Source organism: Nocardioides caricicola, from assembly GCF_039541135.1.
In the GTDB taxonomy this organism is placed as follows: Bacteria; Actinomycetota; Actinomycetes; order Propionibacteriales; family Nocardioidaceae; genus Nocardioides; species Nocardioides caricicola.
Map to the genome: position 1 here is coordinate 72,464 of NZ_BAABFQ010000007.1, position 15,588 is coordinate 88,051.

The window sequence follows — 15,588 nt, forward strand, 5'->3', positions numbered from 1 at the left end:
CCTATCCATTCAGTGAACACTCGTACACCAGTTCTCTGTGATTGGATCCAGACGTGCTCCGGGTGACGTTGCGCGGGTCGGGCCTCCCTACGGTGACGCTCGGCTCGGGCGAGACGCTGCTGTTCGGGCGCTCGCCCCACCGCGCGCTGGACGACCTGGACGCCGACCTGCGCACGACCGCGATCGCGCTGCCCCGCTGCGCGCCGCATGTCTCCCGGCTCCTCGGCGAGCTCGTGGTCGGCGAGGAGATCGCGCGGCTGCGCTGGCACGGCTCGGGCGAGACCCAGGTGTCCAGCCTCTTCGACGCGCCGGGCGGCGCCCGCCGGGTGACCCTCGCGGAGGGCATGTCCCTGCTGCTCGACGAGGGCGAGAACCAGCTGGTCGTGATGCGCGGCCGCCAGACCTCCCCGACGACGTACGACGACCTCTCGATCGTCGTCGAGGTGACCCCGTCGTTCCCGGAGCCGGCGCCCCGGCCCGCCCCGCCCGACGACGGGATCGACGCGACCGCGACCGCCCCGGCGCCGCGGCTGCCGCGGGAGTCCCGGGAGTGGTACGTCGCCCTCGCCCTCGCCGAGCCCTGGCTGTCGGGCACCGACGACTACCCCCGGCCGCCCTCGAACCGCGAGATCTACGAGCGGGTCCTGCACTGGCACGGCTACGCCTGGAACCTCGAGCGCGCCCAGCGCGTCGACGACGCGATCCACTCGATCTCGGCGCTCGCGTTCGGCCCGAAGGACGACCCGTTCCGAGCCGGCGCAGGTCGCGCACAGAACGTCCGCTTCGCGATCGGGCGGCGTACGGCGGAGGTCCGGCTGGTCACCGTCGAGGACCTCGAGGCCGTCGAGCGGGCCGCGACGAAGCGGAACGTTCCACCCGGCTAGCCCTGTCCCTCGCACTCCGAGCGTGCCTACGGTCCCAGCACTCCAGAGACCGGAACAGCACGAGACAGGAGAGCGCGATGACCCAGCGGATGCAGGGCATGGACACCGAGTACGGCCGTGAGGTCGGGCAGAACATGGGCTCCCAGGCGGGCCAGGTGGCCGGCATGGTCGCCAACATCACCGCGATGATCCAGGGCCTGAAGTGGCAGGGCCAGGACCGCGAGAACTTCTCGAGCGACTGGCACGGCAGCTTCGCGCCTCAGGCCAACAACGCGTCGCAGTCCCTCGAGGAGCAGGGCCGCGTGCTGATGTGGCACGCGGACCGCCAGGACGCCGCCAGCAGCTGATCCCCACGCCGGACAGGGCGGAACGTTCCACCCCGCCGGCCATCGACGCCACCGACGTGGCGTGCCTACGTTCCCGGCAACACCCCCAGCACGAAGGAGCAGCCGATGTCGTTCCTCGGCGCAGACACCGACGAACTCCGCGACGCCGGCCAGGTCTGCCAAGACGGCAAGGAGACCACCGACCAGGTGATCGCCTACCTCAAGGCCCTGATCGCGATCCTGCGCGCCGCCTCGTTCTTCAGCGGCGGAGCCAGCGCCGCGTACGCGACGTACCTCGAGACCGTCGTGGTCCCCTGGCTGCAGAAGATCTCCATGGCGCTCGGCCTGTTCGCGCAGGTCCTCAACGCCAACGCCGACGCGCAGGACCAGGCCAGCCAGGGCCAGAGCGTCGACTTCGGCTCCCTGCCGACGTACACGCCCCAGGTCACCGGCGACAGCAGCGTCCAGCCGTTCGCGGGCACGATCATCGGCGACGCCCTGCAGGGCATCGCGATCGTCAACGCGATCGCCGACGCCGTCGACGGCGAGGGGAGCTCCGACACCGGTACGCCGGCCTCGGGGGACGCCCGCGGCGTCGGGTCCGCGACGTCGATCGGCGCCGCGCACGGCCTCGATGGCGGCGCCCACCAGCGCGGCGACGTCACCCCGGTCAGCGGTGGCGGCTCGGCCGGCGGTGGTGGCACCTCGGGCGGGGGCGGCAGCGCCCCCCTCGGGACCAGCAGCATCGGCGGCGACGGCACCGGCAGCATCGCCGGCAACCCGGACTCCACGGGCTCGGCGTCGACCGCCGGGGGCTTCGGCGGCGCCTCCCCCGGCGCCGACTCGCTCGGCACCGTGGGCCACACCGGCACCGGCGACCCGGTCGCGACCGGCGACAGCTCGTCGCCGTCGTACGGCGCCGCCGCGGCGATCGCCGGCGGCGCGGCCGCGGCCGGCGTCGGGGGCGCGGCCCTCGCGGCCCGCTCGAGCGGCGGGGACGCCACGATCGACCGGCTCGCCAGCCAGAACGGCCGCGGCAGCAGCGGACCGGAGGTCCGTGACCTCCAGCAGCGGCTCACCGACGCGGGCTACGACACCAAGGGCGTCGACGGCCAGTGGGGTGGCAACACCGAGCGGGCCTACGACGCCTACCGCGCCGACCACCCGCTGCAGATCAACCACGGCTCCGGCTACAACGCCCCGAGCGGCTACGACTACAACCAGATCGCCGGGGTGCGCGGCAACGCCAACGTGACGCCGGAGTTCCTGCGCGCGGTCGAGGGCGTCGCCCAGCGCACGGGTGCTCAGCCCGAGCACCTGATGGCCGTCATGAGCTTCGAGACCGGCGGCTCGTTCGCGGCCGACACGCCCAACCGGGCGGGCTCGGGGGCGACCGGGCTGATCCAGTTCATGCCCGACACCGCCCGCGGCCTCGACACCACCACCGCGGAGCTGGCCCGGATGACGCCGATGCAGCAGCTGCCGTACGTCGAGCGGTACCTCGACCAGCACCACGGCCGGATCGGCAGCCTCGAGGGCCTCTACACCTCGGTGCTCGCCGGCCACCCGACCGGACCCGGCCAGGACCTCTTCGTCCAGGGCAGCCGGGAGTACCCGCAGAACGCCGGCCTCGACCTCAACCGCGACGGCCGGATCACCAGCGACGAGGCGACCGCGGCCGTCCGCCGCCGCATGGGAGGCCAGTAGTCGGACCACACACCCCGCTCCCCACCCACCAGTGCAGCAACCCCTAGAGAAGGAGATATCCCATGCCCATGAAGGGAATGGACGTCGAGGCCGGTCGGCAGTCGGCGCAGCAGATCACGCAGGGCGCCTCCGAGCTCGAGCAGCTCACCGGCCGCCTCACCCAGGTCATCGAGGGCTTCGAGTGGATCGGCCCGGACGCCGAGCGCACCCGCCAGGCCTGGCAGTCGGACTACCGCACGATGCTGACGCAGGTCGTCAACTCGCTGCAGGAGTTCTCCACGCTGATCAACAACCAGGCGCAGGAGCAGGAGCAGGTCTCCAACTGACCTGACCGGCCCGTCACCACCCCGGGAGGCCCGACATGCAGAGCTGGATCCTGTCGCTGCGACCAGCTCCTGAGTCGGGCCTCCCGTCGGTGGACGTGCACGTCCAGGCCCGGCCCGGCGCGACCGTCGCCGACCTGGCGCGCGCGTTCGGCCGGCACGTCGCGCCCGACCAGCAGAACCTCCACCTGGTCCCGTTGGACGGCAACGTCCCCTGGCCCGCCGACCGGCCGCTCGCCGAGTGCGGGCTGCGCACCGGCGACCTCGTCGACGTGGTGTCCGCGCCGGCGTCCTGGCTGACCCGGGTGAACACCAGCGCGCGGCCGCGCGCAGTGCTGCGGGTCACCGACGGACCGGACCGCGGCCAGCGGCTGCACGTCCGCTCGACCTCGTTGACCCTCGGCCGGGCGCCCACGTGCACGCTGCGGCTGACCGACCCGCTGGTCTCCCAGCAGCACGCGCGCATCATCCTCGGCGCCCGTCCCACCGTCTACGACGAGGGCTCGGCCAACGGCACCAGCGTCGCCGGCGAGCGCGTCACCAGCGCCCGCGAGATCGACTGGGGCACCCCGATCCAGCTCGGGCGGAGCACGCTGGTCATCGAGCCCGGCGAGGTGCCCGGCGACGAGGCCGCGGTCTCGGTCTTCCGGCCGCCCCGGTTCGGCGACCCGCTGCTCGACGAGGTCATCGACTTCCCGTCGCCACCCACCAAGAACCGCCCGTCCCCGCTGCCGTGGGCAATGCTGATGCTGCCGATGGTGATGGGCGTCGCGATCTTCATGCGGTCGCAGACGCCGTACGCCGTGGTCTACATGCTGGCCTGGCCGATCCTCGGCGCGGCCGGCTGGTGGCAGCAGAAGCGCAGCGCCCGCAAGCAGTTCGAGGAGGAGAAGGCGGAGTGGCGTGAGGACGTCGACCAGCTGCTGACCGTCCTCGACGACCACGCCGTGCGGCAGCGCCAGCAGTTCCACGACGACTACCCGGACGCGGAGACCGTGCGCGCCCGGGCCGCCTCGCGCGACAAGTACCTCTGGGCGCGCGCCGAGGACCGGCAGGCGTTCCTCGTGACGCGGCTCGGGATCGGCACCGTGCCCGCGATGCTGCGCGGCGCGATCAAGGACGGCGGCGACCGCCCGTCGCGGCGCGAGGTGGCGGGCGAGCTCGCCGAGCGCGACGAGCTCGAGGACATGCCCGTGCTCGCCGACCTCGCCGCGCACACGGTCGTCGCGCTGACCGGTCCCGACGAGCAGGTCGACGCGCTGGCGCGCTCGATGCTGCTGCGGATCGGCTTCGACCACTCGCCGTCCGAGGTCAGCGTCGCCGGCTGCTTCGGCCGCGGCCGGCGGCAGCACGAGGCGTGGCTGCGCTGGCTCCCGCACGCCACCACCCGCGTCGGCGGCCAGCCGCCGGTCGCGATCGGCGCCCGCCCGGCGACGGCGCTGCTCGAGAGCCTCGTCGCCGAGGACGGCAACTCCGGGCACACGATCTGCTTCGTCGACGAGCACGCCGGGATCCCGCGCCGTACCGTCGAGGCGGTCGCCGCGGCCGCGCCCGAGCGCAACCTCCACCTGGTCTGGCTCGGCGCGGAGCCCGACGAGGTGCCGGCCGCCACCGGGCTGCGCATCGACCTCACGACCGGCGAGGTCGGCGTCCGCGACCGTGGCGGCATCAGCCGCATCGAGACCGCCGACGTCGTCACCCTCGACCACGCCTGGCGCAGCGCCCGCTCGATGACCGGGTACGTCGACGAGGCCGCCGTGCTGCCCGCGTCGACCGCGATCCCCGCCGTGGTGCGGCTGCCCGAGGTGAGCAGCGACTTCGAGGACCTCGACGACATCGTCGCGGTCCTGCGCCGGTGGAGCCAGTCGTCCGGCCTGCGCGCGCAGATCGGCGCCGGCATCGACGGGACCGTCACCATCGACCTGCGCGAGGACGGCCCGCACGGCCTGGTCGCCGGCACGACCGGCTCCGGCAAGAGCGAGCTGCTGCAGTCGCTGATCTGCTCGCTGGCGCTCAACAACCCGCCGAGCCGGATGAACTTCCTGCTCGTCGACTACAAGGGCGGCGCCGCGTTCCGCGAGTGCGCGGACCTGCCGCACACGGTCGGCTACATCACCGACCTCACTCCGGCGCTGGTGCAGCGCGCGCTCACCTCGCTCGGCGCCGAGATCACCGCGCGCGAGCACCTGCTCGGCGAGTACGGCGTGAAGGACGTCGTGCAGCTCGAGCGCGAGCACCCCGAGGCCGCCGTCCCGTCGCTGCTGATCTGCGTCGACGAGTTCGCGGCCCTGACCAGCGAGGTCCCCGAGTTCGTCGACGGCATGGTCAACCTCGCCCAGCGCGGCCGCTCGCTCGGCATGCACGTGCTGCTCGCGACCCAGCGCCCGGCGGGCGTCGTGACCGGCCCGATCCGCGCCAACACCGACCTCCGCATCGCGCTGCGCGTCTCCTCTGCCGACGACTCACGCGACGTGATCGACTCCCCCGAGGCCGCCCGGATCTCGCGGCGCACCCCCGGTCGCGCGTGGATCCGGCGTACCGGCCACGGGACGGCGGAGCTGGTGCAGTCGGCCTGGACCGGCGCGCGGCAGCCGGTCGACGCGAGCGAGAACAAGGTGCGCGTGCAGGCGTTCTCGGCCGCCGGGTCGCTGGAGACCGGGCTCGGCGAGGAGGTCCGGCTGGACCCGCGCACCGACCTGGTGCGCTGCGTGACGACGATCCGCACCGCGTTCGCGCGCACCGAGGCCGCGCCGCCGAAGCGGCCGTGGCTGCCGCCGCTGCCCGCGGAGCTGCTGCTCGAGCCGGACCAGCTGATGGCCGGCGCCGTCGAGCGCCCCACCGGCCGGGTCGTGCTGGGCCGCATCGACGAGCCGGGCGAGCAGACGCAGCCGGAGCTGCTCGTCGACTTCGCCTCCGTCGGCCACGTCCTCGTGTACGGCGCCTCGGGCTCCGGCAAGACCGAGCTGCTCCGCACGACCGTCCTGTCCGCCTCGCTCGGCGACGCGTTCGGGTCGCAGGGCGTGGCGCCGTACGTCTACGGCATCGACTACGCCGGCGGCGGCCTGGCGGCGATCGCGGGCCTGCCCACCGTGGAGGCCGTGGTGCCGGAGAGCCACCAGGGCCGGGTCCTGCGGCTGCTGCGGCTGCTGCGGCGCACCGTCGCCGAGCGCACCTCCGCGTTGGCGTCCCACGGCTGCTCCGACCTCGACGACCTGGCCCGGATGGGCACCGCGCTGCCGCGGGTGTACGTCGTCATCGACAACCTGCCCGCCCTGGTCGAGAGCCTGGAGTCGTCCGGCGGCGTGGCCCGCGAGCACCTCGAGCACATCCAGAACGTGCTGCAGAACGGCCGCCGGGTCGGCATCCACGTGATCGCGACGGCGCCCGGCCGCACCGGCGTGCCCACCGCGCTGGCGGCGACGTTCGGCCGCCGGATCGTGCTGCGGATGACCACGACCGACGACTACCTGATGCTCGGCGTCCGTGCCGACGTCCTCGACGCGGACAGCGCGCCGGGAGCGGGCCTGCTCAACCGCAGCGGCGTCCAGGTCGCCACGACCGGCGGCGCCGGCACACCCGTGCAGGCCGAGCGGGTCAAGGCGATCGGCACCCTGCTGGCCCCCGCCGTCGCCGGCCGGGGCGCCGCACCCGTCCCCTCGATGCCGGCGCGGCTCGACCAGCAGGCGCTGCCGGTCCCGTCCGGCAGCCGGGTCGCGCTGGCGGTCGACGCCGACGCCGTGGCGGTCGTCGAGGTCGACCTGCTCGGGCCCCCTGTCGTCATCGCCGGCCGCTCCCGGTCGGGTCGCACCAGCGCCCTCGACGGGCTCGCCGCGCTGGTGGGTCGGGCCGAGCGGCCGCCGCGGGTGATCCGCGCGGGCGACCCCGTGACCGCGGCCGCCGAGGTCGACGCGTGGCGCTCGGCCGAGCGGGACCCGCAGGACTGGGCGCTGCTGCTCGTCGACGACGCCCACCAGTGGGACGCCCACGCCGCCACCGACGACGTGACCCGGGCCGCCCTCGGCTCGTTGCAACAGGCGATGGCCGACCCGGGCACCCGGCTCGGGACGGTCGTCACGGCAGACATGACGATGGCCAAGCAGCGCGGCGGGCCGGACGGCCTGGTGAGCGCCGCACGCCAGGGCCGCCGGGGTTTCATCCTCCAGCCGGAGTGGAACGATGGCGATGTCCTCGGGGTGACGGTGCCCAGCAAGACGACCGAGCCGCTGACGGGCCCCGGCCGGGGCCTGTGGTGCGAAGCCGGATCGGCGTGGGTGGCGCAGCTCGTGACCCACGCAGGCATCGAAGTCGGCACCACACCGCACACTCGGGAGGCGGAATGAAGCGGCAGCACGGGCGCTCGGCCCGAGGCACCGCGGAGCTGTCGGTGGTCGTCGTGGCCGCGTCGCTCGTCGCGGGCGTGCTGTTCGGCAACGGGGTCACCCGCACGGCCGTCGACATCGCCGACGGCCTCACCTGGTTCACCGACGACCCCACCGGCCAGGTCATCGAGGTCAACCCGGCGACCGGCCGGCCGGAGGCCGAGCTCGACGTCGGCGACGCCGGCGACGAGCTCGCGCTGGCGCAGTACGACGGCCGGCTGATCGTCACCAACCGCACGACCGGCGAGCTGTCGTCGTTCGACCTCACCAGCCTGCTCACGTCCGGCGCCCGCCAGGTCGCGCCGGGCGACGCGACCGACGTCCTGCACGACGACGGCGCGGTGTTCCTCCTGGACCGCGAGCGCGGCACCGTCGCGTCCATCGACCCGGTCACCACCGACCCGATCGGCGAGATGTGGAGCTCGCCCGAGGGCATCGTCGACGCCGCCATCGACGGCACGGGCCGGGTGTGGGCGATCGACCCGCAGGGCCTCCTCACCGAGCTGCGCTGGTCGACCTCCAGCCTGCGCTTCGTCGTCGAGGACACCCGCCAGATCGACCACAGCGGCGCCCGCTCCGCGCTGGTCGGCCACGACCGCGGCGTCACGGTGTTCGGCGCCGACGAGGGCATCGTGGTCCAGGTCGGCACCGACGACGACGTCGTGGCCGACGCGGTCGGGCTCGGCGGCGAGCTCGCCGTCCCCACCTCCGCGCCCGCCGACCTGGTGCCGGCCGCCTCCCCCGACACCGGGCGGGTCGCGATCGTCGGCAGCGGCGGGGTGCGGATCGTCGACGTCTCCACCATCGGCTGCGAGGAGCCCGGCCGGCCCGAGGTGTTCGAGGGACTCGTGTACGTACCGTGCTCCGGCGCCGGCCGCGTGGTCCGGCTGACCGCGGACGGCCAGCGCGCCGGCTCCGACATCGAGGTCAACGAGGACCAGGGCGACCCCGACCTCGTGCTCGACGACGGCACCCTGCTGATCAACGTCCCCGGCGCGACCCAGGGTGCGGTCGTGCACGCCGACGGGTCGGTGTCGACCATCACCCGCTACGCCACCCCGCTCCAGCAGTCCGGCGGCGGCACCCAGCAGGCGGTCGCGCCGCCGGTCCCCGTCCGTCCGGTCAACCCGGTCCCCAACCCCGCCGTTCCCGCACCCGGCTCCGGCCCACGCCCGGCCCACCCGGTCACCGAGCCCGAGCCGGACCCCAGCACCGAGCCGACGCCCGATCCCGACCCGGAGCCGTCCGGGCAGCCGCCGTACGACCCGGACGCCCCGCAGCCGCTCGAGGCCCCGACCCGGGTCCTGGCCGTGGAGATGCCGTCCGGCGGCGTCGAGGTCACCTGGCACCACGGCGGCGACCCGGCCGACGAGTTCACCGTGCAGGAGGAGGGCGGTGGGGTGCTGGTCACCGTCTCGGGCGTCGAGCGCCAGACGTCGGTACCCGCCCAGCCCGGCACGCACCGGTTCACGGTCACCGCGATCCGCGAGGGCGAGCCGCCGGAGACGTCCGCGCCGTCCAACCCGGTCAACACCTCCGGCCTCCCGGGCGCCGTCACCGGCATCCTCGGCGAGGTGGCCGGCAACCCCGACGACACGACCGCCACGATCACCGTCCGCTGGTCCGAGGCCGAGGACAACGGCTCGCCGATCGTCAGCTACTCCGTCGACATGACCGACGCGAACGGCAGCCAGCACACCGATGTCGCCGGTGCGACCAGCGCGACGTTCATCTCGACCTGCGCCACGACGTACTGCAACCCGAGCCCGGTGACGGTCACGATCAGGGCCGTCAACGCCAAGGGCACCGGCCCCGCGAAGAAGGCGACCCTGACGTACAACGGCCCCGAGGTCCCGACGCTGCCCGTGGCCGACCGGCAGCTGGTGACCGGCTTCAGCCACACCTGGCAGGGCCTGTCCTGGTACGGCGTCGGCACCACGCGGCTGACGCTGTCGCCGCCCGAGTCCTGGCGGGAGTTCCCCGGCACGTGCAGCTGGACCCACGAGGGCAACCAGACCGCCCAGGAGCCGGTGCAGTTCCGCTGCGACGCGACCAACGTGTCGGTGCCGATCGACACGGGTATGACCCGCAAGCAGGACAACGGCGTGCGCCGCCACTCGATCGTGTTCACGGCATCGAACGGGACCGAGTCGGTGACCAGCGAGCGCTTCGAGTGGACCACCGAGCAGGCCCCGTCCTGCTTCCGGTGCTCGTGAGCAGAGGAGACCCCGTGACCACCGTCGTCTCACCCTTCAGCCCGACCGAGGACGACATCACCGAGTTCCGGAAGCTGCACCACCGGGTCGGCGACGCCGTCGAGAGCGCGGTCCACGGCAAGCGCGGGGTCGTCGACCTCGTGCTGGTCGCGATGTTCGCCGGCGGGCACGTGCTCCTCGAGGACGTCCCCGGCACCGGCAAGACCACGCTGGCGCGCGCGGTCGCCCGGTCCCTCGGCGGCCAGGTGCGGCGGGTGCAGTTCACCCCGGACCTGCTGCCCAGCGACGTCACCGGCACCACCGTGTTCGACCCCCGCGACGGACAGGTGCGGTTCCGGCCCGGTCCGGTCTTCGCGAACGTCGTGCTCGCCGACGAGATCAACCGGGCCTCCGCCAAGACCCAGTCCGCGCTGCTCGAGGTGATGGAGGAGCGCACGGTCACCGTCGACGGCACCGCGCACCTGGTGCCGGACCCGTTCGTCGTCATCGCGACCCAGAACCCCGTCGACCTCGACGGGACCTACCGGCTCCCCGAGGCCCAGCTCGACCGGTTCCTCGTGCGGACCTCACTGGGCTACCCCGACGCCGAGCACGAGATCGAGGTGCTCCGGCCCGGTGGCACGGCCGGGCGCGTCGCCGACGTACCCGTCGTCACCACGCCGGGCGAGGTCGCCGCCCTGGCCGAGCGGCTCGCGGGCCTGCACGTCGCCGACCTGCTGCTGCGCTACATCCGCGACCTGGGCGTCGCGATCCGCAACGACCCGCGGGTCCGGCTCGGCGCGAGCACCCGCGGGCTGCGGTCCCTGGTGCGGTGCGTGCAGGTGTACGCCGCCGCGCAGGGTCGCAACTACGTCGTCCCGAGCGACGTGCAGCGGCTCGCCGAGGCCGTGCTCGCCCACCGCACGGTCCTCACCCGTGACGCCGTGCTGGCCGGCCACACCTCGGCGTCGGTCGTCCACGACGTGCTGGAGACCGTGTCGCCGCCGCAGCCCGACGAGGGCTGACATGCCGCTCACCGCGCGAGGGTGGGCGACGCTCGTCCTCGGCACGCTGCTGGTGGTCGCCGGGCTCGCCTGGCACTACCCGCTCGTCGCGGGGCTCGGCGGTGCCCTGGTCGTGATCGTGGTCGCCGAGCTGGTCTCGGTGCTCGCCACCTCCCACGTCGAGGTGCACCGCGAGGTCAGTCCCACCGTGGTCGTGCGCCACGAGCCGTGCACCGGCACCCTCCGGCTCACCGGCCGCCGGCGCCGGGGCCTGGTCCGCTTCGACGCGATGGACGAGGTCGACGGCACCCTGGTCCCGGTCGAGCTCCCGGAGACGCCCGGGGCGACGACCGTGGCGGTGAGCTACCCGATCCCCACCCCGCGACGCGGCCTGCTGCCGGTCGGGCCGGTGCACCTGCGGCGCTACGGCCTGGCCGGCATGGCCGCGACCTCCACCGAGACCGGCCGGGTCGAGCAGGTGCGCGTGCTCCCGCGGCGGATCCCCCTCGGCGACCTGATGCCCGGCCACCGGCACGCCCCGGCCGGCAGCGACCTCAGCCTGGAGTACGGCGGCACCGACCTGGTCGGCCTCCACGAGTACGCCATGGGCGACGACCTGCGCCGCCTGCACTGGCCGACCAGCGCCCGCACCGGCACGCTGATGGTCCGAGAGGACGCCGACCCCGCCGAGCCGCAGGTGTGCGTGCTGCTCGACGACCGGGTCGGCAGCTACGGCGGGCCGGGTGAGCCGTTCGAGGAGGCCGTCGAGCTGGTCGCCGCACTGTGCCGGGTGACCGTGGACCGGGGCTACCCGCTGCAGTTCCGCACCGTCAGCGGCCGGCACGGCGTGCACGTCCCGGGCTCGCCGACCCGGCTCCCCCAGCGTGAGGCGCACGACCTCGACTGGCTGCTCGCCGAGATCGACGTGGCCGGCTCCGGCGAGGTGACCCGCGACCTGCCGCCCGGGCAGGACATCGCGGTCGTGGTCACCGGGTCCGAGGCGGACCGCCACGAGCTCGGCCTGCTGCTCGGCGACGCCGCGACCCGCGTGGTCGCCGCCGTCGACCCGCTGCCGCTGGTCGCCGCCGAGCAGCGCGCGGGCGTGCTGCTGCTGCGCGGCGCCGGATCCCTGTCGCTCGCCGCGGCCTGGGACGAGGCGGCCGCCCGATGACCTCGACCGCCCGGAACCCCTGGCTGCTCACCGCGTGGGCAGCCGGTCTGGTCTCGGTCGGTGCGATCGCCCTGGCCGCCGCCTGGGGCGGCTGGCAGCCGGTCGTGCTGCTGCTCGCCGCCGCCCTGGTGCCGATCCTGCTACTGCGCGGCGTGGTCGCCCTCGGCGTCTCGCGCTGGGCCGCGACCTCGGTCCTCGCGCTGCTGCTCGTGCTGACGGCGTACCTCATGTCGGCGCGCAGCGACACCTCGCTGCGCGGCACCGTGACCGACTCCGTGCCGCTCCTGCTCACCGCGCCCCAGCCCTACGCCCTGCGCGCCGACCTGCTCGCCCCGGTCGTGCTGCTCACCGGCCTCGTCGCGCTGTTCGCCGGCCTGCGCGCCGAGAGCCGCACCCGGGTCGGGCCGGTCGCCGCGGGCGTCCTGCTGTACGTCGCTGCGGCCCTGCTCACCACCGGCCGCGGCGACCCGTGGGGCATCCTCGCGGTGCTGCTCGTGGTGCTCGCCGTGCTCGGCTGGGTACTGCTGGACGAGCACACCGAGCCCTCCCGGCGCCGGCTGCTCGTCGCCGGGCCCGCGCTCGTCGTGCTCGTCGGCGGGCTGGCCTCGGTCGCGCTCGTCCCGGCCCGGGGCGCGTTCGACCCCCGCACGGTCGTCGACCCGCCGGTCACCGTGATCGAGACCGCCAGCCCGCTGCCCCAGCTCGGGGCCTGGGCCGCCAACCCCGACGACGAGCTGCTCCTCGTGAGCGGCGACGCCGTGCCCCTGCGGCTGGTGACGCTGGACGAGTACGACGGCGCCCAGTGGCGCGCGGCCACGCGCTACGCGCCGTTCGGCACCGCCGTCGACACGCCGCTGACGGGCGACCGGCGGCGCACCGCGACCGTCGAGGTGCAGTTCGCGGGCCTGGGCGGCAGCTGGCTGCCCTCCCCCGGCGACCCGATCGAGGTCAGCGAGCCCGACGCGCTCGTCGACGTCACGACCGGCACGCTGCACGACCCCGACCCCGACCCGGACACCCGCTACGTCGTGACCGGGGTCGCCGACGAGCCCGACCCGGCCGACCTGGTCGGCGCGACCGTGCCGACCAGCGGGCCCGCGCTCGAGTACCTCGACCAGCCCCAGCTGAGCGGCGCGCTGGCGGCGTACGCCGACCGGGTCACCCCGGACGGCGGACCCTACGTGCGGGCGCTGGCGATCGAGGCCGCGGTCCGGGAGGGGCGGCGGCTCTCGCCCCGCGCGATCTCGGGCTCGGCGTTCTGGCGGATCGAGCGGTTCCTCCTCGGCACCGAGCCGGACGACCAGGTCGGGACCTCCGAGCAGTTCGCGACCGCGTTCGCCGTGCTCGCCCGCCGGGCCGGGCTGCCGACCCGGCTGGTGGTCGGCTTCCGGCCCGGTGACCGGCAGCCGGACGGCACCCGCGTGATCCGCGGCCGCGACGCGCTCGCCTGGCCCGAGGTCTACTTCCAGGGCCTCGGCTGGGTGCCGTTCGCGCCGACGCCCAACGACGACACGTTCACCCAGGGCCGGCCCCAGCTCGCCGAGGCGCCCGACGTCGAGCCGGCGCCCACCACGGAGTCCGCGGAACCGGTCCCCGCCGCCGAGCCGCCCCCGGTCGCCCGGGCCGCCGACGCCGGCCTCGGCCTGCCGAGCTGGGTGCTGGTCGCCTCCGGGACCGCGCTGGTCGCCGTACCGCTCCTGGTCCTCGCGGTCGCCCGCCTGGTCCGCTCGCTGCGGCACCGCCGCCGCGGCGCGACCGGCGCGTGGGCGGAGGTCTACGACGCGCTGATCCTTGCCGGCGAGCCGCCCCCTGCCTGGGCGACCGCGCCGCAGGTCGCGGCGCGCGCGGACCAGTGGTTCGGCACCAGCGGGGCGACCGAGGTGGCCGCACGCGCCGAGCGCGCGGCGTTCGGCCCGGCGGGCACGACCGTGCTGGACCGCCCGGCCGCCGAGGTCCGCGAGGTCCGCCGGGCGGCCCGCGCGACGGTGCCGCGGTGGCGCCGCTGGTGGTGGCACCTCGACCCGCGGGTGCTGCGCCGCTAGCGCGTCACGCAGCGCGGCCGGGTCATCCCGATGCTGAGGTCCGGCATCACGACGGTCATCACGAAGCAGGCCCGCTCGCCGCGGTCCACGACGAACGGCACGACGCCCTCGGTCTCGTCGGCCGGGAACTCGTCGACCCAGGTCCTGGTCGGCCGGGTCTGGGCGAGGACGTACTTGACCTCGCCGTCGGCCAGGTCGTTCCACTTCACCGCGACCGAGGTGCCGTCGCTGCGGATGGACAGCATGTCGAACGCCAGCTGCGGGTCCGCGCGGTCCAGCTGCGGGTCCCCCGACTCCTGCGGCATCGCGGGCAGCGAGTCGATGGCGCCCCCGAGGTCGGCGGGGGGCGGCTCCGCGGACGGGTCGTCGTCCCCGCGCAGCGCGGCGCCGGCGATGCCGAGCACCGAGCCGACCAGCAGCGCGGTGCAGCCCAGGCCGATCAGCAGCGCCTTGCGGCGACGGCCGCCGCGCTCGGCGGGCTCGGCGGGCGGCGCGACCGGCGGCGGCGCCGGGGGTGGGGCCACCGGCTCCGGAGGCCGGGTGCCGGTCGGCGCCTCGTCCGGGACCTCGCGCGGCGCGTGCGCGAGCACCGACAGCGCGACCGGGTCCGGCTGGACCGGGGGCAGGTCGGGCTGCGGCTCCCCCGGCTGCCACGCGGTCACCCGCAGGGCGTCCAGGGCGTCGCGCAGCTCCTCGGCCGACGACCACCGCGACTCGACGTCCTTGGTGAGACAGCGGTCGATGACCGTCGCGAGCCGGGTCGTCCCGGCAGCGGTGAGCGGGCGGTGGGGCTCGGTGCGGGCGCGGCGCAGGTAGGCCAGCGCGGAGTCGTCGTGCGGGTCGTCGCTCGCGAACGGCGGCTGTCCGTCGACGAGCGTGTAGAGCGTGGAGCCCAGCGACCACAGGTCGTCGGCCTCGGTGGGCGGCTCGCCGTCGAGGATCTGCGGCGACGCGTGCCGGTAGGTGAACGTCTCGACCGTCGAGGTGTGCTCGGAGTCCACGAGCCGGGCGATCCCGAAGTCCGCGAGGACCCAGGACGTGGGGAGCACCAGCACGTTCTGTGGCTTCACGTCGCGGTGGAGGACGCCGTGGGAGTGGGCGAACGCGAGCGCGTCGGCCAGCACCGCCCCGATCGTCACGACCTCGTCGACCGGCAACGGGCCGTGCGAGCGGAGCCGGTCGTGCAGCGACCCGCCCTCGTAGAAGTCCATGACGATCGCCGGGTGGCCGGAGTCGGTGGTCCCGGTCGTCAGGATGTTGACGATGTTGGGGTGCTGCCGGCCGAGCCGGACCGTGATGTCGATCTCGCGACGGAACCGCGCGACCGCGCGCGGGTCGTCGGTCTGCAGCACCTTGATCGCGACGTCGCGGTTCATCGCGACGTCACGGGCCCGGAACACCACGGAGTCGCCGCCACGGCCGACCTCCGTGAGGTGGTCGTACCCGGCGAGCGACTCCGTGGGTTCGTTGCGCGGTTCCGGGTGCGGTCGCCAGGCAGCGTCCTCGCTGCCGACCACCCCCGGATGCCTGGTCATGCTGGGCTTCTACCCAGGACCA

The 15,588-nt window shown here is 74.8% G+C and carries 10 protein-coding genes; 9 read left to right on the forward strand and 1 reads right to left on the reverse strand.

Features of this window, described 5'->3' with window-relative positions; translation table 11 throughout:
- Positions 1-53 precede the first annotated feature (53 nt).
- The 9 genes from ABD875_RS14390 (at position 54) to ABD875_RS14430 (ending at position 14,031) form a co-directional block, all read left to right on the forward strand.
- The gene (locus ABD875_RS14390) at positions 54-884 is read left to right on the forward strand and encodes a hypothetical protein (protein ID WP_345178193.1); all 831 of its coding nucleotides are present in this window, start codon (positions 54-56) and stop codon (positions 882-884) included.
- Between the two features lie 77 nt (positions 885-961).
- Positions 962-1,231 (forward strand): hypothetical protein, encoded by a 270-nt coding sequence (locus ABD875_RS14395; RefSeq protein ID WP_345178196.1) that lies wholly within the window; start codon positions 962-964, stop codon positions 1,229-1,231.
- 105 nt (positions 1,232-1,336) lie between these two features.
- On the forward strand, positions 1,337-2,917 hold the full coding sequence (locus ABD875_RS14400; protein WP_345178197.1) for a peptidoglycan-binding domain-containing protein: 1,581 nt from the start codon (positions 1,337-1,339) through the stop codon (positions 2,915-2,917).
- A 62-nt stretch (positions 2,918-2,979) separates the two neighbouring features.
- Entirely contained in the window at positions 2,980-3,243 is a 264-nt protein-coding gene (locus ABD875_RS14405; RefSeq protein WP_345178200.1) for a hypothetical protein, read from the forward strand.
- Positions 3,244-3,278: 35 nt separating this feature from the next.
- On the forward strand, positions 3,279-7,580 hold the full coding sequence (locus tag ABD875_RS14410) for a type VII secretion EssC family protein (RefSeq protein WP_345178202.1): 4,302 nt from the start codon (positions 3,279-3,281) through the stop codon (positions 7,578-7,580).
- Complete coding sequence (locus ABD875_RS14415) at positions 7,577-9,835, forward strand: fibronectin type III domain-containing protein (protein WP_345178204.1); 2,259 nt, start codon at positions 7,577-7,579, stop codon at positions 9,833-9,835. The genes ABD875_RS14410 and ABD875_RS14415 overlap by 4 nt, the downstream gene beginning before the upstream one ends.
- Before the next feature lie 14 nt (positions 9,836-9,849).
- The gene (locus tag ABD875_RS14420; RefSeq protein ID WP_345178205.1) at positions 9,850-10,839 is read left to right on the forward strand and encodes an AAA family ATPase; all 990 of its coding nucleotides are present in this window, start codon (positions 9,850-9,852) and stop codon (positions 10,837-10,839) included.
- Between the two features lies 1 nt (position 10,840).
- Positions 10,841-11,989: a DUF58 domain-containing protein gene (locus tag ABD875_RS14425; RefSeq protein WP_345178207.1), complete on the forward strand. Its 1,149-nt coding sequence runs from the start codon at positions 10,841-10,843 to the stop codon at positions 11,987-11,989.
- Positions 11,986-14,031 carry a transglutaminase TgpA family protein gene (locus ABD875_RS14430; RefSeq protein WP_345178208.1) on the forward strand — a complete coding sequence of 682 codons (2,046 nt, stop codon included), beginning with the start codon at positions 11,986-11,988 and terminating at the stop codon, positions 14,029-14,031. The genes ABD875_RS14425 and ABD875_RS14430 overlap by 4 nt, the downstream gene beginning before the upstream one ends.
- On the opposite strand, the gene ABD875_RS14435 is transcribed toward ABD875_RS14430, so the two are convergent.
- Positions 14,028-15,566, reverse strand: coding sequence for a serine/threonine-protein kinase (locus ABD875_RS14435; RefSeq protein WP_345178211.1), 1,539 nt, complete (start codon positions 15,564-15,566; stop codon positions 14,028-14,030). The genes ABD875_RS14430 and ABD875_RS14435 overlap by 4 nt on opposite strands.
- Positions 15,567-15,588: the final 22 nt, after the last annotated feature.

Coding starts and splice junctions, on each gene's coding strand:
- ABD875_RS14395 (WP_345178196.1), top strand. CDS start 962: ATGACCCAGCGGATGCAGGGCATGGACACCGAGTACGGCCGTGAGGTC.
- ABD875_RS14400 (WP_345178197.1), top strand. CDS start 1,337: ATGTCGTTCCTCGGCGCAGACACCGACGAACTCCGCGACGCCGGCCAG.
- ABD875_RS14405 (WP_345178200.1), top strand. CDS start 2,980: ATGCCCATGAAGGGAATGGACGTCGAGGCCGGTCGGCAGTCGGCGCAG.
- ABD875_RS14410 (WP_345178202.1), top strand. CDS start 3,279: ATGCAGAGCTGGATCCTGTCGCTGCGACCAGCTCCTGAGTCGGGCCTC.
- ABD875_RS14415 (WP_345178204.1), top strand. CDS start 7,577: ATGAAGCGGCAGCACGGGCGCTCGGCCCGAGGCACCGCGGAGCTGTCG.
- ABD875_RS14425 (WP_345178207.1), top strand. CDS start 10,841: ATGCCGCTCACCGCGCGAGGGTGGGCGACGCTCGTCCTCGGCACGCTG.
- ABD875_RS14430 (WP_345178208.1), top strand. CDS start 11,986: ATGACCTCGACCGCCCGGAACCCCTGGCTGCTCACCGCGTGGGCAGCC.
- ABD875_RS14435 (WP_345178211.1), bottom strand. CDS start 15,566: ATGACCAGGCATCCGGGGGTGGTCGGCAGCGAGGACGCTGCCTGGCGA.